Genomic DNA, 23,420 nt, shown 5'->3' on the forward strand with positions numbered 1-23,420 from the left:
TGTCATTTGCGTGACGGCTTTTGTTACTTGATCGTCGCCTTGCCGCGCAGTTCGGCGATGTGGCGTTCAACGCGCTGCTGCTCGAGGCGCTGCTTGATCTGGCCCTTCACCTCGTCGAAGGTCGGTGCCTTGAGGGGGCGGCTGTCTTCCAGTTTGATGACGTGGTAGCCGAAGTCGGTTTTCACCGGCGTGGTGGTGATCTTGCCCTTTTCGAGTTTGGTCAGGGCTTCGGCGAAGGGTTTCACGAAGCCGGCGGGATTGGCCCAGCCGAGGTCGCCGCCCTTGTCCTTGGAGCCCGGATCCTTGGAGTGCTTGGCGAGCTCCTCGAACTTCTCACCCTTTTCCAGTTTGGCGATGATGGATTTGGCTTCGTCTTCCTTCTCGACCAGGATGTGGCGCGCCTTGTATTCCTTGTCACCAAGCTGCGACTTGATCTTGTCGTACTCGGCCTTGACCTCGCCATCGGTGACAGGGTGGCTCTTCACGAAATCCTGCAGGTAGGCGCGGATCAGCACGGCCTGGCGAGCCAGTTCAACCTGTGCCTGCATCGCTGCGGACTTCTCGAGACCCTTCTTGCGGGCTTCCTGGGCGAGCACTTCGCGACGGACGAGTTCTTCCTTCACTGCGTTACGCAGTTGTTCGGAGTCGGGCGTGCCTTGGGACTTCTGCTCGGAGATCATCACGTCGGCGCGTGCCTGGGGGATGGCCGTGCCATTGACCGTTGCCACGGTTTGGGCAAAGGCGGGAAGCGCAATGGTGACGGCGAGGAGGGACAGAGCCAGGCGGCTCGGGATGATTTTCATCAGTTTTCCTTGCTGGTGGAGCGGGTTGAAATTCAACTTTCGTCGGGTGTCCTGGCCTGGATGGCCAAGGCATGGATGTCACGGCGCATCATGTCACCGAGAGTGTCGTACACCAGGCGGTGGCGGGCGACAGTGTTCTTGCCGCTGAAGGCATCCGAGACGATGCTGAGGCGGTAGTGGCCACCGCCGGAGCGCGCACCGGCGTGGCCGGCATGCAGATGGCTGTCATCGATCAGTTCGAGGCTCGAGGGGGCCAGCACGCTTAGGCGCTGACGGATCTCGTCCATGACGCTCACGGCAGTACCTTCTTGAAGGGCTTGACGGTGCATCTCACGAACACGCCGGTGGTCGCGTAGGGATCGGCAGCGGCCCAGGCCTCGGCGTCGGCGAGGGAGGGGAACTCTGCCACGATCACGCTGCCTGTGAAGCCGGCAGGGCCTGGGTCGGGGGAGTCCACGGCCGGACAGGGGCCGGCCAGTACGAGGCGGCCTTCCGCTTGCAGGGCCTGCAGGCGGGCAAGGTGTTCACCGCGCACGGCCATGCGCTTGTCCAGGGAGTTGGGGGCGTCTTCGCCGATCAGGGCGTACAGCATTATTTGGATTCCTCTTCGATGTAACGGGACAGCAGCATTCCCTGAGCCAGCACGAACACGAGCATCAGGCCCATGCCGCCAAACAGCTTGAAGTTGACCCAGGTGTCTTCGGAAAAGTTGTAGGCCACGAATAGGTTGATGAATCCCATCACGCCAAAGAACCCGGCCCAGGCCAGATTGAGCCGGCCCCATAGGGCTTCGGGCAGTTTCATCTGGGCTTCAAGCAGACTGCGGATAAGGTTCTTGCCAAGAAACTGTACGGAGAACAGCAGGGATCCGGCAAAAAACCAGTACAGCACAGTCGGTTTCCATTTGATGAAGGTCGGATTTTGAAAGAACAGGGTGGCGCCACCGAAAACCGTGACGATCACGAGGCTGACCCACAGCATGGTGTCCACCTTGCGGTGGCGGAACCATACCCAGCCGATCTGGCCGATGGTGGCCGCGATGGCTACGGCGGTTGCCGCGAAGATGCCGGCAAACTTGTAGGCGATGAAAAACAGGATGATCGGAAACAGGTCGAAAAGAAATTTCATCAGTTCGGAACAGAGGGGAAGCTGGGCGGGGGCGTGAGTGGAGCCGGTCAGGCGAGGTCAGTGCGGTTGCGCATATGGTCGGCCAGGCCGAGGATCGCGGCCCACAGCTTGTCTCGTAGTGGACCGACGGGAAGGCATTCGTCAAAGGCTGCTTCCATGCACATCAGCCACTGGTCCCGTTCCCTGGAGGCGATTGCGAAGGGAAGGTGACGGGCGCGCAGGCGCGGATGGCCGAACTCCTGCTCGTAAAGCGGAGGGCCGCCTAGCCAGCCGGTCAGATACTTGAACAGCTTCTCTTCCGAGCCGGACAAGTCTTCGGGGTGCATCTGGCGGACATCCCATGCCTCGGGCAGGGTATCCATGAGTTCGTAGAAACGATGGACGAGGCGACGAATCGTCTCTTCGCCGCCGAGTTCGGAGTACGGGGTCAAAGGTTCAAGTGCCATGTATGTCCTGCTCTCCAATACGGCCGCAGCGCAGGTTGGCGGGCAGTGCTTCGTCCATCATGCGCGGACGTGGCAGGCCGAGGCTGGCCATCAGGTCGATGAATTCCTGCCGGGTACGTCCGGCCAAGCGCGGATTGCTGCCTTTTTCCTGGGCCACGCTGGAGACGCGGGCGCCCCGGTAATCGTGGCCCGGATAGACAAGTGTTTCGTCTGGGAAGGTGAACAGGCGTTCGGTGATGCTGTCGTACAACTGACCGGCGTCGCCCCCCTGGAAGTCGGTGCGGCCGCAGCCGCCGATCATCAGGGCATCGCCGGTGAAGAGCCGGTCGCGCCAGTGGTAGGTGACGCAACCCGGCGTGTGTCCCGGGGTAGGAATGACTCGGATCACCTCGTTGCCAAAGACGATTGTGTCGCCGTCGCTAACCGTGCGATCGGCACAGCCCACGCCGCCTCCAGCGCTGATGATGCTGCGTGCACCGGTCACTTCGCGCAGGCCGGCCGAACCGGTGATGTGGTCGGCATGCACATGAGTCTCCATCACCCAGACCAGTTGGAGTTCCTGCTCCTGAAGAAAGCTGATGTAGGCGCCCACGTGCTCCTTCACCGAGTCGATGATGACCGCATCTCCGGTCAAAGGGTCGGCCAGGAGGTAGCTGAGCGTGCAGCTGCTCGGATCGAAGAACTGGCGGAACAGGATCATGGGCGTGGCGCCGAAACGGGATAGCATCGATTCTAGCTGCAACTCAGGCTTTTGTTGTGGCTCGCAGGTGGATGCTGGCCGTCAGTCCGCCACCCTGCCGCGGAGTCAGGCGGAATTCTCCGTTCTGGCCGCGCACGATGCGGTCTACGATGGCGAGCCCGAGGCCTGATCCCTTGGTGTTGCTGCGAGCCGATTCGAGACGGGTGAAGGGCCGCTTGACGCGTTCGATGTCGGCTTCGGGGATGCCCGGGCCGCGGTCGAGGACACGGATGGTCGGCCGGCCCTGGTCCGTGCCGACCTCCAGTTCAGGTGTCTCTCCGGCGTAGCGCAGTGCGTTCTCGATCAGGTTTGTTACCGCCCGACGCAGGGCTTGCGGGCGGGCCACAGCCATGACACGGCCGATGCTGCGTAGTTCAAGCGTGAAGCCGCGCCGGGCGTAAAGGGTGACGAGTTCTGAGGCGAGTTCCGAGAGATCCAGCATTGTCAGCGCTTCGCCGCCGTCGAGTTTCGAGAATTCCAGGAACTGACCGATGATGCGGTCCATGTCTTCGATGTCGGAGACCATCGCGTCGATGTCGGCCGGGTCGGCGCCGCACATCTCGATGCCGAGCCGCAGCCGGGCTAGGGGAGTGCGTAGATCGTGGGATACGCCTGCCAGGATGAGTGCCCGGTCGGCGTCGAGTTGCTGCAGGTCGTGGGACATCTGGTTGAAGGCGTGGGCGAGATCGGACAGTTCGGCAGGGCCGCTTTCGCTCAGTTGTGGCGGCACCTCGCCACGCCCCACGGTGCGAGCCGCCGCTGCCATTGCCTTGAGGGGGCGACTGAGGCGCGAGACGATCATGTAGGCGCCCAGGGTTGCCAGGCACAGGGCGGCAGCTCCCCACCACATCCATTCCAGCGCGTGCGGGCGGATGATCCGTTCGCTGGGCAGCATGACCCAGAATTCCATGCTTTCCGATGGCGGATCGTCGTCCAGCCGGAAACTGACCCAGAAGCCGGTCAGTCCCTCCCAGGAGGATGCAAAGCGGGTGTCCATGCCGAGTTGCTTGCGGACATCGGTGATGACCATCCGCATGATCGCCGTGTCTTCCAGTGGCAGCACCTTGTCCTGCGTTTCAGCGGGATAGATGCGGATGCCTTCCAGGGTCGCCAAATCGAGCAGCAGGTCCTTGCGTCGTGCCGGGTCGGCATTGAGGAGTGCCGTGCGGGTCAGGTTGATGATGCTGATGACCGTCTGGGCAGTCTGACGTGCCCGGCTGGACTGGTCGAAATGGCTGAAGATGGCCGACCACACCGCCACTGAAGCCAGCATTAGCGTTGCGACGACGAGAAAGATGCGCCACAGCAGCGTGCGTGGCGCAGCATGGAAGAGTGACAGATAGCGGGCCGATGCCATGATGCGGCGGGCGAGGAGGTGCGCTGCTGCTGGTCTTGCTAGGCGTGCTTGTTGCCGTCCGGCACGAAGACGTAGCCGAAGCCCCACACGGTCTGGATGTAGCGGGGCTTGCCCGGGTCTTCCTCGATGAGCTTGCGCAGGCGGGAGATCTGCACGTCGATGGAGCGGTCGAACACGTCGTATTCGCGGCCCCGGGCGAGTTCCATCAGGCGGTCACGTGAAAGCGGCTGGCGGGGATGCTGCAGCAGCACCTTGAGCAGCGCGAACTCGCCGGTAGTGAGCAGGGTTTCCTCGCCGTTGCGGATCAGCATGCGCGTGCCAAGCTGCACGACGATCTGCCCGAAGCGTACGTCCTCGTCGTCGGCCGCCGGAGCGCCGGGGGGCATCTGCGGCTGGCGGCGCAGCACGGCGTTGATGCGGGCCACCAGCTCGCGCGGGTTGAAGGGTTTGGGGAGATAGTCGTCGGCACCCATTTCGAGGCCGACGATACGGTCCACGTCGTCGCCCTTGGCGGTGAGCATCACGATAGGAATGCCGTTGTTGGTGCCGCGCAGGCGCCGGCAGATGGACAGGCCATCCTCGCCCGGCAGCATCAGGTCGAGCACCATCAGGTCGAAGTGTTCGCGCAGCAGCGCGCGATCCATCTGCGCCGCGTCGGCCACTGTCTTGACGTTGAAGCCTTGTTCGCCAAGGTAACGCTTTAGTAGGTCGCGCAGGCGGAGGTCGTCGTCGACGACGAGGATGCGAAAGCTCTCTTTTTCCATGGGTCGAATGCTAGCCGCTCGTTCGCGAGCCGGCTAGCGGCACGGTGAAGGACGCCGGTAAAGAAACGTAAGTGGGGCGGCAGGCCTAACATTCCCTTACAAAGCGTCGCACGCTGTATTGTCCTGCCTGCCAGAATCAAATCGGCCCGCTTCCCGGAGATGCCTGAATGATCGCGGCCGGGTTAGGATAAGCGTCATGTGCAACGAAACAACTTTGCCGAACAAGTCTGGTCGAGGCCCGAGCTTGACGCTGGGGTTGTTGCTGGTGGGCCTGCTGGTATCCGGGGCCTCGGCAGCCCAGGGCAACGAGCGCTTGGGCCCGTTCCTCCGCCAGTATGCGGTTCCCCAGGATCGTCAGGGGCGTGAAATGCCCGCTTTTTCCGCTGAGCCGATTCGGCGGCAGGAGGTGGACGAGAGCCGCAATCCACGCCGTTGGTCGCCCGAGGAGCGGCGCCAGCTGCGGCGGGATGTTCACGACGCTGGACGGGATCTGTATGGCGATCGCCATCGCCGTCCGGACTGAGCACAGGCGGTGGCTTGCGTTGTGAACGCGGCTGCCGGCACCGGAGGCGCGGTAGAATGCGCCTCCTATGAAGATTCTCGCCCTCGAAACCTCTACTGAACACGGTTCCGTCGCCCTGCTCGACGGCGCTTGCATCGTCGAACGTCCGGTGCGTGGCCGGCCAGGCCATTCGGAAACCATTCTTCCCGAAGTGCGTGCGCTCCTGAAGGAAGCTGCGGTCACGCTTGCCGAGCTAGATGCGATTGCCTTTGGCGCCGGCCCGGGAGCCTTTACCGGTTTGCGTTTGGCTTGCGGTGCCGCCCAGGGGCTGGCGCTGGGCGCCGGCAAGCCGGTGGTGCCGGTATGCACGCTGGAGGCGCTGGCGGAACAGTGCGAGCAGCCGTCGATTTTCGTTGCCGCAGATGCGCGCATGTCGGAAGTTTATTTTGCCGCGTACCGGCGCGTTGACGGTCGGCTGGTTGAACAGCTCGCACCTGCCTGCGCTGTGCCTGCGGCGGTGGCATTGCCGCCGGAGGGCGACTGGTTTGGTTTCGGCTCTGCCTTTGGTGCTTATGGAGATACGCTGATCCCGGCGCTCGGCGGGCGTCTCGCTGGCTTCGATGCTTCACCGCTGCCGCGGGCGTCCGCTGTGGCGCGTCTGGCGGCGGGCCGATTTGCCAGCGGCCTGGCGATCGATGCAGCCTTGGCGGCTCCCCTCTATGTGCGCGACAAGGTGGCGATGACCACCGCCGAACGTCTCGCCAATGGAGGGCGTGCGTGACCCATGTAGGACTGAATTTCGCGCCGATGCAGGACGATGACCTGGAGTGGGTCGCGGCGCAGGACGCGCAGTTGTATTCCTTTCCGTGGTCGGCTGGCAACTTCTCGGATTCGATGCGTTCCGGCTATGGCTGCTGGACGATGCGGGACGGGGAGGAACGGATAGGCTACGCGGTCTTGATGATGGTGCTCGATGAGGCCCATATCCTCAACATTAGCGTACTTGCCGGGCGCCAGCGCCAGGGCTTGGGGCGTCGGATGCTGGATCATCTGGGCGAGGTGGCTCGTCAGGCGGGGGCTCGCCAGATGTTCCTCGAGGTGCGGCCGTCCAATGTTGCTGCGCTGGCGCTCTACGCGCGAGCGGGCTTCGAGACCATTGGCCGTCGCAAGGGCTACTATCCCGCGGCCGAAGGGCGCGAGGATGCGCTGGTGATGAGGTCCCGTCTGTGAAGGCGTCGCGATGAGCCAGCGTAGAGACAGCATCCTGCGGGAGATGGGGCTGGCGCCCTTGTGGCGGGTCCGCGGTCCTGCGGATCTGAACGAGGGGACGGGGGCTGCGGAGCTTGCACCGCCACAGAATGCGCCACCAGCGCCACCCGCCGTTGCTCCAGCTTCATCTGCATTGCCGCGGCCTCTGCGCAGCGTGCTTCCCGTCGTGGCCTCGCAGGAGCCTGAGCCCATGCCGCCTGCGAGGCTCCCCGCCACCTCGTCGGGGATCGGCGAGTTGGATTGGGACGCCCTTGAGGCGCGCATCCGTGGCTGCGAGGCCTGCGGCCTGTGCCGGCGACGCAAGCAGGCCGTTCCCGGCGTGGGCGATCGCGAGGCCGACTGGCTGTTCGTCGGCGAAGGGCCCGGTGCCGAGGAGGATGAGCGGGGCGAACCGTTCGTCGGCCAGGCCGGACGTCTGCTGGACAACATGCTGGCATCGATCGGCTTGAAGCGGGGCGAAGACGTCTACATCGGCAATGCCGTTAAGTGCCGGCCGCCACATAACCGCACGCCGGATACCGCCGAGCTGGCGGCCTGTTTCCCCTACCTGCAGCGCCAGATCGAACTGGTGCGGCCGCGCCTGATCGTTGCTCTGGGGCGTCCGGCGGCGCAGGCCTTGCTCAATCAGGAAATCCGGATCGGCGCCGCGCGGGGCAAGCTGTTTTCCTACGGCTCAATACCGGTCGTCGTGACTTATCACCCGGCCTATCTACTGCGAAACCTTCCAGACAAGGCGAAGGCTTGGGAAGATTTGTGCTTCGCGCGGCATACCATGCAGCGCCTCAAGGCCGAGGATGTAACTCCGCGCAGCACCTGAGCGTCGCGGGGCTTCGGTGGCTGGAGCGCCACGGCGGGATTCAACGCGTTTTCGGGAAAGGCACTTCTCATGCGTCACTGGCTGGCCGCCGTGCTGTTCCTGATTTTGTCAGCAAGCCTGCTGAGTGGCTGCGGGTATCGGCAGATCCAGGCAGAAGATGAGCAGGTGCTGGCGGTCGCCTCCGAGTACATCGTGCTCAGTCAGCGGCGTGCCGACCAGGTACCCGGCTTGGTCCGGATTGTTCAGACCTACGCTCCCAACGAGCGCGAGGCGCTGGAGCGGGTCGGGAGCGCCCGTGCTGCCGTCTTGGCGCACATGCCTGCCAGCCCGGACGCCCTGGGCGGACCGGCTACCGTGATCGCGTTCTCCCAGGGCAATCTGGCCTTGTCTCGCGCCGTCGATGGCTTGTTGGCGATCTCAGAAAATTATCCGGCCCTCAAGGCTGATGCCGGTTTCCGCGACCTTCAGGCGCAGCTGGAGGAGGCCGGTGGGCGCATCGACGCAGTCCAGCTCCGCTATGCGGATGCGGTCAGGGCATACAACACGGAGATCGGTGTCTGGCCGAGCAGTCTGCTGGCCATGCTGATGGGGGCGAAGCCGAAGGCAGAGATCCGCTGAATGGGCGTAAGGTGTCGGGACATGTCCGGCCTGCCTCTTTCCTATGGGATCTGGCCTGGCTGGCATAACATGCATGAATAGCGACGTGTGAAGGAGGAGGGGCCTGTGCATCTTTTCGGATTGCTGAAACATTGTCTGATGGTCTTGCTGCTGCTATCCGCACTGCCGGTATCGGCGCTACCACTCGCTGGAGCAGAGATGGCCACGAGCGTGCCCGAGTTGACCGGCCGGGTGACCGACGAGTCCGGACTAATGCCTGCCGGGAATAAGGCTGCGCTCGAGAGCAAGCTCGAGAAGCTCGCCAAGGAGCGGGGTTTGCAGATCGGAGTCGTGTTGATTGCCTCACCGCAACCATACACCCTCGATGTTTACTGGGGCCGTGCCGTGACAGCATGGCGCAATCGGTATACCGGCGGCAAGGATGGTGTGTTGCTGCTGATCGCCAAGAATGATGGACGGATCTTCGTCGATATCGGCCAGGGGCCCAGCGAGAAGGCCTATCGTGATGCAATGGGCGTGGCGGTGGACGTGATGGCGCCGCTGCTCCGTAAGGGGGACTACGCTGCAGGCCTCGATACCGGCATCAATGCGCTGACTGTCGCCTTCGAGGCTGCGGGAAGGTCGCAGCAGCAACAACAAACTGCCGACACCCCGGTCCCGATGCCTTTGTTGTCGGTTGCCGACCATCGCTGGTTGCTGGCGCTGGTCGTGGTCGTGCTGGTCGTGCGGAGGCTGGGTATGATCACCGGACGGATGCTGGCGGGGGCGCTGGGGGGCGGGGCCGTGTTCGTTCTGGCCTGGGAGCTGACCGCGCTGGCCTGGGTCGGTGCCGTATGCGCCGGTTTCGTTGCCCTGTTTGCGCTGGGTGGATCACCGGGTAATAGCATGAAAGTCATCGGGCGCTCGACTGGCGGCAGCGCAGGCACGACTGGAGCATCTGGAGACTGGCTGCGATGAAACTGATGCAAACCCTCAAACATCTGTTTACCCCTGCCTGGATGCGGGGCAGGGCCTTCTCGGCGGAGACTCTTTCAGCCATTGAGGTTGCGCTCGGAGAGTCCGAGAAATGGCATCGGGGGGAAATTCGCGTGGTCATCGAGGGCAGCCTCGGTCTGGCCGAACTGTGGCGCTACTCCAGCGCCAGGGCGCGGGCAGAAGAACTGTTTTCCCGCTTGCGGGTGTGGGACACGGAAGAGAATAACGGTGTGCTGATCTACATTCAGTGGCTCGACCACAAGGTGGAGGTGATCGCGGATCGCGGCCTCGCCACCCGGGTGCCACAGGCCGAATGGGACCAGCTCTGCCACCGCATGGACTATGCGTTCAGGGAGGGCGACTACCGGGGCGGGGCGGTGATGGCCGCCCGGGAACTGGGCTTGATCCTGGCCGCGCACTTCCCGGCTCCGGGCATCAATCCGGCGACCCTCCAAGACCGCCCGATTTTGCTCTGATAGATTATCCAGCACCGCGCGCATCAGGCTGGAGGTAGCGTCCACTTCGAGGCTCGGGGCGCTATCGACCCGGATCATCCGCTCTCTGGCTCTTGTAGTTGCAGTTCTTCGCCGATGGTCCGGGCCAGCCGGGACTGCTCGTCCTGGCGTCGTTCCACCAGCAAGCCGCTGGCTCATGCTGAATGCCGCCACGCCGCCCAGCAGCGCATGGGCGCAGGTGAGGGCTGTCTTGGTGCGGTTTCGCTGAGGCTTTCCACACTGCTGCTTTAAAATCCCGGCTTTAGGTCCCCCAGGGTCCCAGGTTTGTCGAACATGTCCCCCATCCTTTCCGAGCAGGACAGCGCGTTCATGCGCATGGCGATCGCGCTGGCCGAAGATGCCGGTCGCTGTGGCGAAGTCCCAGTCGGTGCGCTGATCGTCGGCCCCGATGGCCAGGTGATCGGACGTGGCTTCAATCAGCCGATCCTTCGCCACGATCCCACCTCCCACGCCGAAGTGATGGCCCTGCGGGATGCAGCAACGCGCCTCGGCAACTACCGCCTGCCGGGCTGCACCCTGTACGTCACCCTGGAGCCCTGCGCGATGTGCGCGGGGGCGATCATGCATGCGCGTATCGGCCGGGTGGTCTTTGGTGCCCGTGACCCGAAGACGGGGGTTGCCGGTAGCGTAATCGATCTGTTTGCGGAGACACGCCTAAACCATCACGCCGCCATCGAGGGAGGAATCCTGGCTGATGAGTGCGGCGGCCTGTTGTCGAGTTTCTTTGCGGCCCGGCGCAAGCGGGTCATCGCGGGGTGAGGCGTGCGGATCCGAGTCGATGTTGCCAGCCAGACCCTGTCCCTGTTCGGGGACGACGGGGCCTGCGTCCGTCGCTATTCCGTGTCCACCGCAAAGAACGGCGTGGGCGAGGAGAAGGGGAGCCATTGCACACCGCGCGGCCGTCACGTCATCCGGGCGCGCATTGGTGCGGGCGCGCCGCTGGGCGCGGCTTTCCGCGGGCGGCGGCCGACCGGCGAGGTGTGGTCGGCGGAACTGGATGAGGCCTCACCGGGGCGGGACTGGATCCTCACGCGGATTCTGTGGCTGTCCGGTCTGGAGCCGGGGCGGAACCGTCTAGGCCAGGTGGATTCGATGCAGCGCTACATCTACATCCATGGCACGCCGGACAGCGAGCCGATGGGGGTGCCGCTGTCCATCGGTTGCGTGCGCATGCGTAATCGCGACGTGGCGGAATTGTTCGATCTGGTAACGGCCGGCACACCGGTGGAGATCCACGAATGAATGCCCGACCTGTGATCATGCTCCGGCTTGGCGATTGGAGCGAGCTGGCCGCCCAGGCGACGCCGATCCGCTTCCAGGTCTTTGTTGATGAGCAGCAGGTGCCGGCCGACATGGAGCTCGACGAGTTCGATGCGCTGTCGTGTCACGCACTGGCCCTGGCCGGCGAAGAGACCGTCGGGACTGGCCGTTTGCTGCCCGACGGCCACATCGGGCGCATGGCGGTGCGCGCCGACTGGCGCGGGCAGGGCGTGGGTGCTGCCCTGCTGCAAGCATTGATCGACGAGGCGGAGCGACGGGGCATGCGTCGGCTGGTACTGAGCGCGCAGACCCATGCGCTGGGTTTCTACACCCGCTTCGGTTTCGTGCCGGAAGGCGAGGTGTACGACGAGGCGGGACTGCCGCACCAGATGATGCTGCGCCAGAGCTAGCTGGGTTCGGCCTTGTCGGCGTCAGCCGCGGCCGGCTGGCGGATGAGGTGGTGGTGGAACCAGTCGGCGGCCTTGGTGGCGGCCTCGTCCAGCGCACCGGGTTCGCGGAAATCCTCATCGGTGCCGGCGATGCTCCTCCAGTCCTTGGTGCAGGTCAGCAGATCGAAGGCTTGCCGGACGGCCTGCAGGCCGGTGTCCTTCTCGCCCACCACGAAGCGTGTCGGGCAAACGATCTGCCGTAGCGGCGAGATGCCGGCCAGGCCGGGGCGCCCGCCACGCAACACCAGCGCGTCGACTGCCATCGGCTCCTTCGACAGGGCACGCACCGCGGCGGCGCTGCCGGTGCCGCTGGCGACCAGCCCGATGGGAAGGGCGACGAGCGGCGGTTGATGGCGTAGCCATTCGAAAAGCAGGTTGATGCGTTGCCCGAGGAGCGGCGAGTTGTAGCGGGTGTCCGGGTCGCGGGTTTCTTCGTAATGGGTCAGCAGGTCGAAGATCAGCGTGGCGAAGCCGGCATCCTGCAGGCGCTTGGCGAAATGGGCCTCGCGGGATTCCCGATGATTGCCGACCGAGTTCTGGGCGATGAGGATCAGCCCCTCGGCATCGGGGGAATGGGCGAGCAGGGCTTCGAGCCAGATCGGGCCGGCGGCGATGCTTAGAGGGGTTTGACGCAGTTTCATCATGGCAAAGCGTGTTCTTTGCTCAAAAGATGGCACGCCAGCTGGCGTCGGGCAAGGGAGCGCCGCGACCTATTGGGTGTGAATGTGCACTGGGACACGGCGTGGGCCAAAAGCACCGTGGAATTCGCCGAAGCGGCCGGCCACTCGGTGCCCGCAACTTGAGCAGGCGCCGTGGGCATCGAGCCGGTAGGCGAGGATCGCATACCAGTCCCGTTCGATAACCGCCTGCCCACAGCCCGGACAGTACGTGGAACTTCCTTCCGGATCATGCACGTTGCCGGTGTAGACGTAGTGTAGGCCGGCGTCCCGGGCGATCTGCCGAGCGCGGCGGAGGGTGGAAAGCGGGGTCGGCGGGATCTGGTCCAGCTTGTAGTCCGGGTGGAAGGCGGTGAAGTGCAGCGGGACGTCCGGGCCGAGTTCGGTTGCGACCCATTTCGATAGCGCGGTCACTTCCGCCTCGCTGTCGTTGAGGCCGGGGATCAGTAAGGTCGTGATCTCCACCCAAACCTGCGTCTCGTGGTGCAGATAGAGTAGGGTGTCGAGCACCGGTGCTAGATGGGCGCCGGTCTGATGCACATAGAAGTCTTCGGTGAAACCCTTCAGGTCGACGTTGGCCGCGTCCATTACCGCGTAGAAGTCTCGGCGGGCTTCAGGGCTGATGTAGCCCGCAGTCACCGCGACGGTGGCCAGCTGGCGGGCGTGGCAGGCCTCGGCGGTGTCCATCGCGTATTCGGCGAAGATCACCGGGTCGTTGTAGGTGAAGGCCACGCTGCGGCAGCCGTGGCTGGCGGCGGTGGCGGCGATGTCATCCGGTGAGGCGGCATCCATCAGCCGGTCCATGTCGCGGCTTTTGGATATGTCCCAATTCTGGCAGAACTTGCAGGCCAGATTGCAGCCCGCTGTGCCGAAGGAGAACACGCTGGAGCCCGGATAGAAGTGGTTCAGCGGCTTCTTCTCGATGGGGTCGATGCAGAAGCCGGAGCTGCGCCCGTAGGTGGTCAGCACCATCTTGCCGTCCACCATCTGGCGCACGAAGCAGGCGCCGCGCTGGCCTTCATGCAGGCGGCAGTCCCGCGGGCACAGGTCGCACTGGATGCGGCCACCGTCGATGGGATGCCAGTAACGGGCGGGATGGTCGGACATGATCTACTCCGTGTCGCTGCCCTCGTGCCATTTCTGGACCTGGTAACGGGCCAGCATCACGTTGGGGCCCCAGAAATCGGCTGGCAGGCGGGCCTTGCGCTTCAGCGCCGCCATGAAGTCGCGGGGATCGGGCAGTTGATCCCACACCTGGGGCAGAAAAGTGGCTTTCTGGCAGCCATTGAAAAAGATCACGCCGTCGCGGCCGGGAACCAGCTGGGCGAGGGCGTCGGCCTCATCGCTGAACTCCATAAATTCGGGCTCGCTGAGCAGTGACACCTCGACGCGGACCTGTCCAAATTCCCTGGCCGACAGCGGGGGAAAGCGCGGGTCGCGCAACGCGGCGGCTAACGCATTCTCACGCACGTCCTCGCCGAGGGCACGGTGGGCGTTGAGGCTGCCGATGCAGCCGCGCAACTCTCCATTGATCGTTAGAGTCACGAAGCTCGCCCCACGTTCCTTCAACTGTGGGTGGTCTGCCGGTGTGGGGGCAGGCTGGTCGAGGGCGTCGGCAATCGCCTTGCGGGCCTGGGCGAGCAGGACCGGGCCGAGGGGGTCAGTGGTGGGCATGCTGGCGGTCCTCGGAAAAGGCGATCGACGCGTAACCGACCACGTGCTCCCGGTCGCCGGCGGTGTCACCCGAGTTTCGCAGGTCGAGCACGTGGGGCGTCAGGTGATGGCGGATGGCGGCGAGGAGCAGGCCGTTGATCGCTCCGGCGCCACAGGCCTGTTCACCTTCCAGGCGGGCATCTAGTTGCCGGATCTGGGCAATGGTGGCCTTGTCGCGCAGCTGGGCCTGGCGGTAGGGGTGGTAATGGGACAGGTCGGAGCTGATGACGATCAGGGTTTCCGGGCCGCCCCACAGGGCTTCCAGTACTTTCGCCACAGTGTGCGGATCGACGTCGCCGACGGCGATCGGCAGGATCTCGAAGTGATCAAGGGTGGTCTGCAGAAAGGGCAGTTGTACTTCGATCGCGTGCTCGTCCGCGTGGGGGCGGTCGTCCACGATCACCCCGGGCAGTTCGCGCGCCTTGAGCCACGCCTCCCGGTCCACTGCCACTGCGCCGAGGGGCGTCAGGAAGCTCTGCGCCGCCGGGATGGCCATGCCGCGTACCGCAACCCGGTGGGTGGGGCAGAGGATCAGTACGCGGCGGATCACGTCACGTCGTAGCGCGAGCTCGCTATAAGCGCTGGCTGCCACCGCACCGGAATAGACGTAGCCGGCGTGGGGAACAACCAGTGCTTTCGGCGCTTCGACGACTTCGGCGGGAATCGCTGCCGACAAAAAACCCGCTACCTGCGCGTGCAGGCTGTGGGGATCCGCAGGGTAGAACATGCCGGCAACCGCCGGCAGACGTTGGGATGCGTGAGCCATGATTTCCTTCAATGCGACAGGCTTGTCTGATTCCATTATAGGGAGGTGTGCAGCAACCAACCGATCCCGGCACCCAGCCCGGCTCCGACGACCAGCATGCCGACGAGGACACGCCGGCCGAGTGCTTGCCCCCCGAGGGCGAAGGCCAGTCCGGCCTTGAAGGCCAGGTTCGCCAGCATCGCCAGCAGGATGGCGATTGCAGATGGCAGCAGTTCGAGTTTGCCGATGTTGAGCAGGCGGAGTGTCGACAGGGTGATGGCGTCCACATCGGTGAGGCCCGAGGCGAAGGCCAGCAGGTAGAGGCCGCCTTGCCCCGCAATGTCCGACAGCCACGCCGCGCACACCAGTACTGCGGCATAGAGCAGGCCGAAGCCCATCGCCGTGCGCAGCTCGGTCGGGTTGCGGGTTTCCGGTATCGGCAGACTATTCTGGCTTGCCAATTGCCGCCAGTCGAAGGCGATGACCACGCTGCCGACAAGCACCGCTAGCACGCAGCCGGTCAGCAGCAGCGGGGTGATGTCCGGCGACAGCGCCCCGGCGATCGCCAGCACCCGCACGACCATGATGAGGTTGGCGAGCAGGATGACCAGCTTGGCGGTCGGTGCCATCGCCGGATTCTCGCGGGCGTGGCGGGAAAACACCATGGTCGTGGCGGTGCTGGACACGAGCCCACCGAGCAGTCCGAGCAGCGGGGCGCCGTAGCGGGCGCCGACCAGGCGCAGTGCGGCATAGCCGGTGAGGCTGACCCCGGAGATCAGCACGATCATCAGCCACACCTGATGGGGGTTGATCGCTTCGTAGGGGCCGAAGCCCCGGTCCGGCAGGATGGGCAGCACGATCAGCGACAGCACTGAAAACTGCAGGATCGAACGCCAGTCCTGGCTGGTCAGGCGGGCGGCGACGCCGCGCAGCTCGGACTTGAAATAGAGCAGCATGGTCGAGCCGACGGCGGCCATGACCGCCAGCCGCCCGTGCCCCAGCCAGACCATCGCGCCGAGGCAGTAGCACACCAGCAGGGCGACGACCGAGGTGGTGCCGGGGTCATTGGGTTCCGGCTGGCGGTAGTTGGCGGCGATGATCGTGCAGGCGACCAGCGCGAAGCCGCCGACCAGGAGCGCAGGCTCGGAGAGTTGTTCGGTAAGAAGCGAGGCCAGGGCGCCGAGCAGGCCGGTCAGGCCGAAAGTGCGTACGCCGGCGAGGGCAGAAGCGCGGCGTTCCCGCTCCAGTCCCATCAGCAGGCCGATCGCGGTGGCGAGGGCCAAGGCTTCCAGTTCGCGGGTGTCGAAGGCTTGTGAGAACAGCATGATGGGTTCTCCGAAAAGGCGTACGGCTTAATCAGCGGCAGGATCGTGGGTGACATTGAGTAGAATCGCGCGATGCGAAATCCTACAACCCGTTGTTATGCGATGGTGCCGGCCGCCGGGAGCGGCAGCCGGATGGGCAGCGAACAGCCCAAACAATATCTTTCCCTGCTTGGTGAGCCTCTGATCCGACACACCCTGGCGGTGCTATGTGCATCGCCGGTGATCGATCGGGTCTATGTGGTCCTTTCGGTTGGTGATCAGGAATGGGACCGCCATGACTGGAGCAGCTTCGGCGACCGTCTGGTGCCCCTGTTCTGCGGCGGGGCGTCCCGGGCGGACAGCGTGCTCAACGGCCTGCGCGCCATTGCCGATGATACGTCCGAATCCGACTGGGTTCTTGTTCATGACGCAGCACGGCCGTGTCTCGCACCGTGGCATATCGAGAACCTGGTGCGCGAACTGATTCACGACGAGGTCGGCGGCATCCTGGCCGTGCCGGTCGCCGATACCTTGAAGCGGGAAGACAGTCTGCACCGTATCGCTACGACCGTGCCACGGGATGGGCTGTGGCAGGCCCAGACGCCGCAGATGTTCCGCTACGTGATGCTCAAGCGTGCGCTGGAAAATGCCCGCCACGTTACCGATGAGGCCAGTGCCATGGAGGCCATGGGCCTCAAGCCACGCCTGGTGCGCGGCGATCCGACCAACCTGAAGGTGACCTTTCCCCTCGACCTGCACCTGGCCGAGTGGATTCTTCAACATCGCGAGGGCAAGGCATGAATGTTCCGTTCCGCATCGGGCAGGGCTTCGACGTCCACGCCCTGGTTCCCGGCCGTCCGCTGATCATCGGCGGCGTGACGATTCCTTTCGCCCGCGGGCTGCTGGGCCATTCGGACGCCGACGTGCTGCTGCATACGATCACTGATGCAATTCTCGGCGCGGCGGGTTTGGGTGACATTGGCCGGCATTTTCCCGATACCGACCCGCGCTTCGAGGGGGCAGATTCCCGCGTGCTGCTGCGTGAAGCCGCCGCTGCCGCGCGGGCTGCCGGCTGGCAGACCATCAACGTGGATGCGACCGTGATCGCCCGCGCACCGAAGATCCTGCCCCATGTGCCGGCGATGATCGCCAACATCGCGGCAGACCTGGGCGTGGAGCAGGCCGCCATCAACGTCAAGGGCAAGACCACCGAGAAGCTCGGCTTCACTGGCCGTGGTGAGGGCATTGCCGCCCAGGCGGTGGCGCTGCTGGCCCGCGTGGATGGCTGAACAAAGCCGCCGGCTCTTCCTGGCCCTGTGGCCGGAGCCGGCCTTGGCCGAGCGCCTGCACCAGCTGGCCGGCGAGGCCCACCGGGAGTGCGGTGGGCGGATCATGCGGCGGGAGACTCTGCATCTCACGCTGGCCTTCATCGGAGCCGTGGGAGAGGAGCGCCTGCCGGAACTGCTGACGACCTTGGGGCGGCTTCGGGCGCCGCGCTTCCGCATGCAGTTGGATGTGCTCGGCCACTGGGCCCACAACCATATCCTGTGGCTCGGGTGTACGGACGCGCCACCGGCCTTGCCCCAGCTCGCGGCCGACATTCGCAGGGAGCTAGCGGCGATCGGCTTGCCTGTCAGCGGGCCGGAGTTCGTGCCGCACATGACCCTTTTGCGAAAGGCCCACGTGCCCCGTGAGCTGCCGGTTTTTGAGCCTGCGGACTGGGCGGTCGCCGAGTGGGTGCTGGTGGAGTCCCGCATGACCCCGCATGGCGCGGACTATCAGCCCTTGGCCACCTGGGCGCTGGATTGAGCGATTCGCGCCGCGCAGACAAAAATCAGGCGGCAGCGATGGGCATCGCGGCCGCCTGAAAGTGCGCTGACCCGAACGGGCGCGCTGGGAGGTCAAAGGAGACAGATTGCAGTCTGAGCGGTCAGCTCAGACGAACAGACATCCTTCAAGGTGATCGCGCAGCGCCGGCTCCGGTGTCTTGGTGTAGTCCTTCTCAAAGCGGTCGGTGATCAGTTGCGCTGTTGGTCGGTCGAGAACCGAATTGAGCATGCCCATGAATGACGGCGGTGCGATGACGATGGCGCGACCGAAGAGGTTGCGACTGCGCCCGAGGTAGAGTTCCTTGGCGAGCTTCTGGGCGAAATTGCGGGCGGCGTTCTCCTTCGGCGGGGTCTGCTGTTCCCGGGCGCCATGTCCGCTGATGGAGGCCTGCATCTGACCGGCGCGGTCTGAGGACAGCTCGGAATTCTTCATGCGACTGGCGGGGTGGGCGATTTCCTTGACGAGTTGCAGGCCTTGCTTGGGCCCGAGGTTGGCATACAGGCGGGCAAGACTCGCATTGGCGACCAGAATCCAGGTAATAGCCATGAATTGCTCTCCACACTTGGTAAGGAATGCCGAGGCGGCTTACCCACTGTAGACAGCGGAGCGGGGGACTTCAAAGTTTTGTTGCAGGCGTGCTGTCGGATTTATTGCGTTTGGGTTTCACGGGATGCCGGATCCTGCTTGTAAAAACGGGAAAGCTGCGTGTAAACAGCGGGATAGTTCGATTTAAGAAGTCCAGGCGTCTCGAAGAATGCCTCACTCATGACGGCGAAGAATTCGGCGGGATGTTCCGCTCCGTAGGGGTCCAGCAGCAAGTCTTCGCCATCGTCCACACGCCGACAGAAGTCGTCGAACGCCGGCTGAAAGGCGGCCGCCCAGTCGCTGGCGGACATGTCGGCGGGGAGTGCCGGATAACCGTCTACCTCGCCATTGCCCATGTCCAGCTTGTGGGCGAATTCGTGGATCACCACGTTGATGCCGGCGGGCTGGGCTTCCCCGTCGAACCACGAGAGGAGAACGGGACCGCCCTCCCAGGCTTCGCCGAGCACCTCGTCATCGTATTCGTGGACGACTCCATCTTCATCGACGACGCTACGCGGAATGATGAAGTCGCCTGGATAGACCACGATGCCGACCCAGTCGGCGTAGGCGTCGAGACCGATGTGGAGGATTGGCAGGCAGGCCTGCAGCGCGATGGACAGCAGCATGTCATCAGTGATGCTCACACCTTCCGCGCCGTGGATCTGTTTGTCGGCAAGAAACTCCAGGGCTAGGCGGCGCAGGCGCGGGCGATCCTCAGCCGGCAGGAAATCGAGAAAGGGAAGGCTTTGCTCGATGCGCTCCCATTGCGCGGGAGCCACCTGCATGCGGTCGGCGGCGCGCTGACGGCGCCAGCGGCGGAAGGCGGAGAACATGGCGGGTCGTTGTCTGTCGAAGGGGCCGGCGGTGCGAGGAAGGCAGCGTCCTCGTGTCGTCGGTCACCCGAACACGATGAAGATCAAGCTTTGTGGCATCAGCCTATAGGATAATGCCGGCATGGTTGCCGTTACACATTCGATATCCCAGTCCGTGTCCGCGTTTTCGGCGGTCGAGTTATTGTGCGAGGGGCTCGGCCCCGACGATGCCGCCCGCGTAGGCGTTGCCCTCGAGTGGGTGCAGCCGCTCTACGGAGAGCGCACCCTCGGCACCAACGAACCCATCTGGCAGCACGCCCTCGGTACAGCGCTGATCGTCGCGTCCCTGCGTCTCGACGCGGATACGCGAATTGCGGCCCTGTGCTTTGCGCTGGGCGACGTTCTCGATCACTCCGGAGAACAGATTGCCACCCGTTTCGGGGACGGGGTGGCGCGTCTCGTGGACGGCCTGCGCAAGCTCAACGGGCTGCGCGTCATCACGCGCATGACCACTACCGCCAGCGCTCCCGAGATCCGCGCCCAGAGCGAGGTGTTGCGCAAGATGCTGCTGGCGATGGTGGAGGACATCCGCGTGGTGCTGCTGCGCGTGTCGTCGCGCACCCAGACGCTGCGTTACTTTACCGACCATGCGGGCAAAATCCGTGAGTCCATTGCCCGTGAGAGCCTCGACATCTATGCGCCGCTGGCCAACCGGCTCGGCATCTGGCAGCTCAAGTGGGAACTGGAAGATCTGTCCTTCCGCTTCCTTGAGCCGGAAACCTACAAGCGCATCGCGCGCATGCTCGATGAGCGGCGTGTCGAGCGTGAGCAGTTCATCGTCGATGCGGTGGCCCGGCTGAAGAGCGAGGTGGAGGCCATTGGTATCAAGGCCGAGGTCTATGGCCGGCCCAAGCACATCTACAGCATCTACAACAAGATGCGCGCCAAGCGTCTGGATTTTTCGCAGATCTACGACGTGCGCGCGCTGCGTGTGCTGGTGGACGAGGTGAAGGACTGCTATGCGGTGCTGGGCATCGTGCACCAGATCTGGACGCCGATCCCCAAGGAGTTCGACGACTACATCTCGATGCCCAAGGGCAACAACTACCAGTCGCTGCATACCGCCGTGTATGCCGGGGACGGACGTGCCCTGGAAGTGCAGATCCGTACCCACGCGATGCACAACCATGCCGAGCTCGGCGTAGCCGCTCACTGGCGTTACAAGGAAGGTTCCGGCGCGGCAACCGGCGAGTACGACGAGAAGATCGCGCTGCTGCGCAGCCTGCTGTCGTGGCGCGACGAGGTGACCGATTCGGCGGACTGGCTGGAGCAGTTCAAGCGGGCCTCGCTGGACGACACGATCTATGCGCTGACGCCGCAGGGGCGGGTCATCGACCTGCCGCGCGGGGCGACGCCGATCGACTTCGCTTACCGCGTGCATACGGACCTCGGCCACCGTTGCCGAGGCGCCAAGGTCAATGGCCAGCTGGTGACCCTCAACACGCCGCTGGAAAACGGCCAGACGGTGGAGATCATGTCCACCAAGGAGGGCGGGCCCTCCCGCGACTGGCTCAACCTGCAGCAAAATTATGTGGCTACGCCGCGGGCGCGCCAGAAGATCAAGCAGTACTTCAGCGCGCTGGAAGAAGAGGAACTGCTGGTCCGTGGCCGTAGCGTGCTGACCAAGGAGATCCAGCGGGAAGGGCACGGGCAGGTCAATCTCGAGGACCTGGCGACGCGCCTGGGCTTCAAGAATCCGGAGGCACTGTTCATTGCAGCCGGCCGTGGCGAGGTCGGGCCGCGGGCGATCCAGGTAGCGCTGCGTGGCGCCGATTCCGTGGATGACTTGCCGGAGACGCCGGAAGTGGTCATTGGCCAAAGTCATTCCGGCGATGCCAGCGACACCATTCTGATCGTCGGGGTCGGCAAGCTGATGACGTCCCTCGGGCGCTGCTGCAAGCCAGCACCGCCAGACGCGATTCAGGGCTATGTGACCCGCGGTCGTGGCGTGTCCATCCACCGCGTCGAGTGCCGGGATTTCCAGGAGCTGGTGCGCCTGCATCCGGAGCGGCTGATCAGCGCCCAGTGGGGCGAGGCTTCCAATGTCGCCAAGGACATCGCGGTCTTCCCGGTGGATGTGCTGGTCCATGCGATGGACAGGCAGGGCCTGCTGCGCGATATCTCCGAAGTCCTGTCGCGGGAAAAGCTCAACGTGATCGCCGTGAATACCCTCAGCCGCAAGGGCGCCGCGCGCATGCGCTTCACGTTGGAGGTGCAGGGTGTGCACCAGATCCAGCGGGCAGTCACGCTGATCCGGGAGGTCAAGGGCGTCACTGACGTGGAGCGTGGTTGAGGCGTGATTGATAACGGCCGCTTGGAGCGGCATCACTTCGCGTGGCTGTCCATCGCCGCGGCAGTGGCGACGATCGGCCTGAAGACGCTGGCCTGGTGGCTGACCGGTTCGGTGGGCCTGCTGTCCGACGCGCTGGAGTCCTTCGTCAACCTGGCGGGCGCCACCTTCGCGCTGTGGATGATCCTGGTCACGCGGGACCCACCGGATCGGCGCCACCCCTTCGGGCACGGCAAGGCTGAGTACTTTTCCAGCGGCTTCGAAGGCATCCTGATTCTCGGCGCTGCGGTGGCAATCATCTGGGCTGGGGTGGAGCGCCTGATTTACCCCGCCCCGATAGAGTCGGCCGGTTGGGGGCTGGCCTGGTCTGCGGCCGCGACCTTCATCAACTTCATCGTGGCCCGCGTGCTCGGCCGGGCCGGCGAGCGTTTCGACTCGATCGCGCTGCGGGCCGACTCCCGCCATCTGATGACCGACGTATGGACGTCCGTGGGTGTGATTGCCGGTGTCACGCTGGTCGCGCTTACCGGTTGGCTGGTGCTCGACCCGCTGATCGCGATTGCCGTCGGCCTGCACATCACGCTGGAAGCCTGGCACCTGTTGCGCGAGTCGGTGGACGGCCTGATGGATCGCAGCATGGATCGGGCCGCGGTGGAGCGGGCCACCGGCGTGCTCGAATCCTTCCATCGTCGCGGCGTGGCTTTCCAGGGCCTGCGTACCCGCCGGGCGGGTGCGTCGTCCTTCCTGCAGGTGGTGGTGCTGGTGCCGGGGGAGTGGAGCGTCCGGCAAGGGCATGATCTGCTCGACGAGATAGAGGAAGCGCTCGGCAAGGCCTTGCCGGGCACCGAAGTGACGACCCACCTTGAGCCCTTGCCCTGAGAGTGCTGCGGTGCGCCGGATCACGGCCGATCTCGTACCCGAAATGAGGCCGGCAGGCAGTAGAATCGCGGCATTCCAGAATTCAGGTCGTCCCCATGATTTTCGTGCTGTCCCCCGCCAAGGCGCTCGACTACGAGACGCCACCCACCACCCCGCGCTTTACTGAACCCGATTACCTGGACGACGCGGCCGAACTGATCGCCGGCCTGCGTGAGCTGTCCCATGCCGAGGTCGCGAAGCTGATGGACTTGTCCGATCAGTTGGCGGCGCTCAACGTCGCCCGTTATGCCGAGTGGTCGCGGCCGTTCACGCCTGGCAATGCCAAGCCGGCCGTGCTGGCCTTCAACGGCGATGTCTACGATGGACTCGATGCGCGCAGCCTTGGTGAAGCCGAGCTGGACTACGCTCAGTCGCACCTGCGCATCTTGTCCGGCCTGTATGGTCTGCTGAAGCCACTGGACCTGATGCAACCCTATCGCCTGGAGATGGGTACCCGTTTCAAGAACGGGCGCGGCAAGGATCTGTACGCCTTCTGGGGCATGACCCAGACCGAGGCGCTCAACCGTCTGCTGGCGCGGGACGAAGCGGCGGGACGTGAGCCGGTGCTGGTCAATCTGGCCTCGGAGGAGTATTTCAAGTCGGTCAAGCCGGCCCAACTCAAGGGCCGCCTGCTCAACATCGGTTTTGAAGACTGGAAGGGCGGGCGCTATAAGATCATCAGCTTTTACGCCAAGCGGGCCCGCGGCCTGATGGCCCGCTATGCGATCACCCAGCAGGTGGAGCAGGTGGAGCAGCTGAAGGACTTTGATCTGGATGGCTACGCTTTTGCCGCCGAGGCTTCCGACGCCGACCGCTGGGTCTTCCGGCGGCGCCAGGATTGACG

Annotated in this window: 31 protein-coding genes; 16 read left to right on the top strand and 15 right to left on the bottom strand. The window is 64.5% G+C overall.

What is annotated here, in order from left to right:
• Positions 1-23 precede the first annotated feature (23 nt).
• The 8 genes from ACE3RX_RS11070 to ompR are packed head-to-tail and all read right to left on the bottom strand — an operon-like array spanning position 24 to position 5,237.
• Positions 24-803 carry a peptidylprolyl isomerase gene (locus ACE3RX_RS11070; RefSeq protein WP_374483329.1) on the bottom strand — a complete coding sequence of 260 codons (780 nt, stop codon included), beginning with the start codon at positions 801-803 and terminating at the stop codon, positions 24-26.
• A 32-nt stretch (positions 804-835) separates the two neighbouring features.
• Positions 836-1,090 carry a BolA family protein gene (locus ACE3RX_RS11075; RefSeq protein WP_374483461.1) on the bottom strand — a complete coding sequence of 85 codons (255 nt, stop codon included), beginning with the start codon at positions 1,088-1,090 and terminating at the stop codon, positions 836-838.
• Positions 1,091-1,095: 5 nt separating this feature from the next.
• On the bottom strand, positions 1,096-1,395 hold the full coding sequence (locus ACE3RX_RS11080; RefSeq protein ID WP_374483331.1) for a YciI family protein: 300 nt from the start codon (positions 1,393-1,395) through the stop codon (positions 1,096-1,098).
• Positions 1,395-1,931, bottom strand: coding sequence for a septation protein A (locus ACE3RX_RS11085; RefSeq protein ID WP_374483333.1), 537 nt, complete (start codon positions 1,929-1,931; stop codon positions 1,395-1,397). Before ACE3RX_RS11085 ends, ACE3RX_RS11080 begins: the two co-directional genes overlap by 1 nt.
• 47 nt (positions 1,932-1,978) lie before the next feature.
• On the bottom strand, positions 1,979-2,377 hold the full coding sequence (locus ACE3RX_RS11090) for a group II truncated hemoglobin (protein ID WP_374483335.1): 399 nt from the start codon (positions 2,375-2,377) through the stop codon (positions 1,979-1,981).
• A complete protein-coding gene (locus ACE3RX_RS11095) occupies positions 2,367-3,104 on the bottom strand; it encodes an MBL fold metallo-hydrolase (protein ID WP_374483337.1) in 738 nt (245 codons plus the stop codon). Before ACE3RX_RS11095 ends, ACE3RX_RS11090 begins: the two co-directional genes overlap by 11 nt.
• Positions 3,105-3,120: 16 nt before the next feature.
• On the bottom strand, positions 3,121-4,473 hold the full coding sequence (locus ACE3RX_RS11100; protein ID WP_374483339.1) for an ATP-binding protein: 1,353 nt from the start codon (positions 4,471-4,473) through the stop codon (positions 3,121-3,123).
• Between the two features lie 38 nt (positions 4,474-4,511).
• Positions 4,512-5,237, bottom strand: coding sequence for a two-component system response regulator OmpR (ompR, locus tag ACE3RX_RS11105; RefSeq protein ID WP_374483341.1), 726 nt, complete (start codon positions 5,235-5,237; stop codon positions 4,512-4,514).
• Between the two features lie 196 nt (positions 5,238-5,433).
• Between ompR and ACE3RX_RS11110 the strand changes: the two genes are divergently transcribed.
• The 10 genes from ACE3RX_RS11110 (at position 5,434) to ACE3RX_RS11155 (ending at position 11,603) form a co-directional block, all read left to right on the top strand.
• Complete coding sequence (locus ACE3RX_RS11110; RefSeq protein ID WP_374483343.1) at positions 5,434-5,760, top strand: hypothetical protein; 327 nt, start codon at positions 5,434-5,436, stop codon at positions 5,758-5,760.
• A gap of 67 nt (positions 5,761-5,827) precedes the next feature.
• Positions 5,828-6,520: a tRNA (adenosine(37)-N6)-threonylcarbamoyltransferase complex dimerization subunit type 1 TsaB gene (tsaB, locus tag ACE3RX_RS11115; RefSeq protein ID WP_374483345.1), complete on the top strand. Its 693-nt coding sequence runs from the start codon at positions 5,828-5,830 to the stop codon at positions 6,518-6,520.
• Positions 6,517-6,969, top strand: a complete 453-nt coding sequence (gene rimI, locus ACE3RX_RS11120; protein WP_374483347.1) for a ribosomal protein S18-alanine N-acetyltransferase — start codon at positions 6,517-6,519, stop codon at positions 6,967-6,969. Before tsaB ends, rimI begins: the two co-directional genes overlap by 4 nt.
• Positions 6,970-6,979: 10 nt before the next feature.
• Positions 6,980-7,825 carry a uracil-DNA glycosylase family protein gene (locus ACE3RX_RS11125; protein WP_374483349.1) on the top strand — a complete coding sequence of 282 codons (846 nt, stop codon included), beginning with the start codon at positions 6,980-6,982 and terminating at the stop codon, positions 7,823-7,825.
• A 69-nt stretch (positions 7,826-7,894) separates the two neighbouring features.
• On the top strand, positions 7,895-8,443 hold the full coding sequence (locus ACE3RX_RS11130) for a LemA family protein (RefSeq protein ID WP_374483351.1): 549 nt from the start codon (positions 7,895-7,897) through the stop codon (positions 8,441-8,443).
• A gap of 198 nt (positions 8,444-8,641) precedes the next feature.
• Entirely contained in the window at positions 8,642-9,400 is a 759-nt protein-coding gene (locus tag ACE3RX_RS11135) for a YgcG family protein (RefSeq protein WP_374483353.1), read from the top strand.
• Positions 9,397-9,894, top strand: coding sequence for a TPM domain-containing protein (locus ACE3RX_RS11140; protein WP_374483355.1), 498 nt, complete (start codon positions 9,397-9,399; stop codon positions 9,892-9,894). The genes ACE3RX_RS11135 and ACE3RX_RS11140 overlap by 4 nt, the downstream gene beginning before the upstream one ends.
• Before the next feature lie 312 nt (positions 9,895-10,206).
• Complete coding sequence (gene tadA / locus ACE3RX_RS11145) at positions 10,207-10,692, top strand: tRNA adenosine(34) deaminase TadA (protein WP_374483356.1); 486 nt, start codon at positions 10,207-10,209, stop codon at positions 10,690-10,692.
• Between the two features lie 3 nt (positions 10,693-10,695).
• Positions 10,696-11,175, top strand: a complete 480-nt coding sequence (locus ACE3RX_RS11150; protein ID WP_374483358.1) for a L,D-transpeptidase family protein — start codon at positions 10,696-10,698, stop codon at positions 11,173-11,175.
• Complete coding sequence (locus ACE3RX_RS11155; protein WP_374483360.1) at positions 11,172-11,603, top strand: GNAT family N-acetyltransferase; 432 nt, start codon at positions 11,172-11,174, stop codon at positions 11,601-11,603. The genes ACE3RX_RS11150 and ACE3RX_RS11155 overlap by 4 nt, the downstream gene beginning before the upstream one ends.
• Here the strand turns inward: ACE3RX_RS11155 and ACE3RX_RS11160 are convergent.
• The 5 genes from ACE3RX_RS11160 to ACE3RX_RS11180 all read right to left on the bottom strand — a co-directional run bounded on the left by ACE3RX_RS11160 (position 11,600) and on the right by ACE3RX_RS11180 (position 16,102).
• Positions 11,600-12,286: a dienelactone hydrolase family protein gene (locus tag ACE3RX_RS11160; protein ID WP_374483362.1), complete on the bottom strand. Its 687-nt coding sequence runs from the start codon at positions 12,284-12,286 to the stop codon at positions 11,600-11,602. The genes ACE3RX_RS11155 and ACE3RX_RS11160 overlap by 4 nt on opposite strands.
• A gap of 66 nt (positions 12,287-12,352) precedes the next feature.
• Positions 12,353-13,426, bottom strand: a complete 1,074-nt coding sequence (gene amrS / locus ACE3RX_RS11165) for an AmmeMemoRadiSam system radical SAM enzyme (protein ID WP_374483364.1) — start codon at positions 13,424-13,426, stop codon at positions 12,353-12,355.
• Positions 13,427-13,429: 3 nt separating this feature from the next.
• Positions 13,430-13,993: an AmmeMemoRadiSam system protein A gene (gene amrA / locus ACE3RX_RS11170; RefSeq protein WP_374483366.1), complete on the bottom strand. Its 564-nt coding sequence runs from the start codon at positions 13,991-13,993 to the stop codon at positions 13,430-13,432.
• Positions 13,980-14,798 carry an AmmeMemoRadiSam system protein B gene (gene amrB, locus ACE3RX_RS11175; protein ID WP_374483368.1) on the bottom strand — a complete coding sequence of 273 codons (819 nt, stop codon included), beginning with the start codon at positions 14,796-14,798 and terminating at the stop codon, positions 13,980-13,982. Before amrB ends, amrA begins: the two co-directional genes overlap by 14 nt.
• A gap of 35 nt (positions 14,799-14,833) precedes the next feature.
• Complete coding sequence (locus ACE3RX_RS11180) at positions 14,834-16,102, bottom strand: MgtC/SapB family protein (RefSeq protein ID WP_374483370.1); 1,269 nt, start codon at positions 16,100-16,102, stop codon at positions 14,834-14,836.
• A 72-nt stretch (positions 16,103-16,174) separates the two neighbouring features.
• Between ACE3RX_RS11180 and ispD the strand changes: the two genes are divergently transcribed.
• From ispD to thpR, 3 genes are read left to right on the top strand one after another with little or no spacing between them, the layout of a single operon-like run.
• Complete coding sequence (ispD, locus tag ACE3RX_RS11185; RefSeq protein WP_374483372.1) at positions 16,175-16,882, top strand: 2-C-methyl-D-erythritol 4-phosphate cytidylyltransferase; 708 nt, start codon at positions 16,175-16,177, stop codon at positions 16,880-16,882.
• Positions 16,879-17,370, top strand: coding sequence for a 2-C-methyl-D-erythritol 2,4-cyclodiphosphate synthase (gene ispF / locus ACE3RX_RS11190; protein ID WP_374483374.1), 492 nt, complete (start codon positions 16,879-16,881; stop codon positions 17,368-17,370). Before ispD ends, ispF begins: the two co-directional genes overlap by 4 nt.
• Entirely contained in the window at positions 17,363-17,890 is a 528-nt protein-coding gene (thpR, locus tag ACE3RX_RS11195) for an RNA 2',3'-cyclic phosphodiesterase (protein WP_374483376.1), read from the top strand. Before ispF ends, thpR begins: the two co-directional genes overlap by 8 nt.
• Before the next feature lie 126 nt (positions 17,891-18,016).
• Here the strand turns inward: thpR and ACE3RX_RS11200 are convergent, their stop codons facing one another.
• Entirely contained in the window at positions 18,017-18,457 is a 441-nt protein-coding gene (locus tag ACE3RX_RS11200; protein ID WP_374483378.1) for a host attachment protein, read from the bottom strand.
• 101 nt (positions 18,458-18,558) lie between these two features.
• Positions 18,559-19,329 carry a zinc-dependent peptidase gene (locus ACE3RX_RS11205; RefSeq protein WP_374483380.1) on the bottom strand — a complete coding sequence of 257 codons (771 nt, stop codon included), beginning with the start codon at positions 19,327-19,329 and terminating at the stop codon, positions 18,559-18,561.
• Positions 19,330-19,450: 121 nt separating this feature from the next.
• Between ACE3RX_RS11205 and ACE3RX_RS11210 the strand changes: the two genes are divergently transcribed.
• From ACE3RX_RS11210 to yaaA, 3 genes are all read left to right on the top strand, one after another.
• Positions 19,451-21,661 carry a bifunctional (p)ppGpp synthetase/guanosine-3',5'-bis(diphosphate) 3'-pyrophosphohydrolase gene (locus tag ACE3RX_RS11210; protein WP_374483382.1) on the top strand — a complete coding sequence of 737 codons (2,211 nt, stop codon included), beginning with the start codon at positions 19,451-19,453 and terminating at the stop codon, positions 21,659-21,661.
• Positions 21,662-21,664: 3 nt separating this feature from the next.
• Positions 21,665-22,537 (top strand): cation diffusion facilitator family transporter, encoded by an 873-nt coding sequence (locus ACE3RX_RS11215; RefSeq protein ID WP_374483384.1) that lies wholly within the window; start codon positions 21,665-21,667, stop codon positions 22,535-22,537.
• A gap of 95 nt (positions 22,538-22,632) precedes the next feature.
• A complete protein-coding gene (gene yaaA, locus ACE3RX_RS11220; protein ID WP_374483386.1) occupies positions 22,633-23,418 on the top strand; it encodes a peroxide stress protein YaaA in 786 nt (261 codons plus the stop codon).
• Positions 23,419-23,420 lie beyond the last annotated feature (2 nt).

The sequence above is a fragment of the Zoogloea sp. genome (assembly GCF_041914405.1).
Taxonomy (GTDB): Bacteria; Pseudomonadota; Gammaproteobacteria; order Burkholderiales; family Rhodocyclaceae; genus Zoogloea.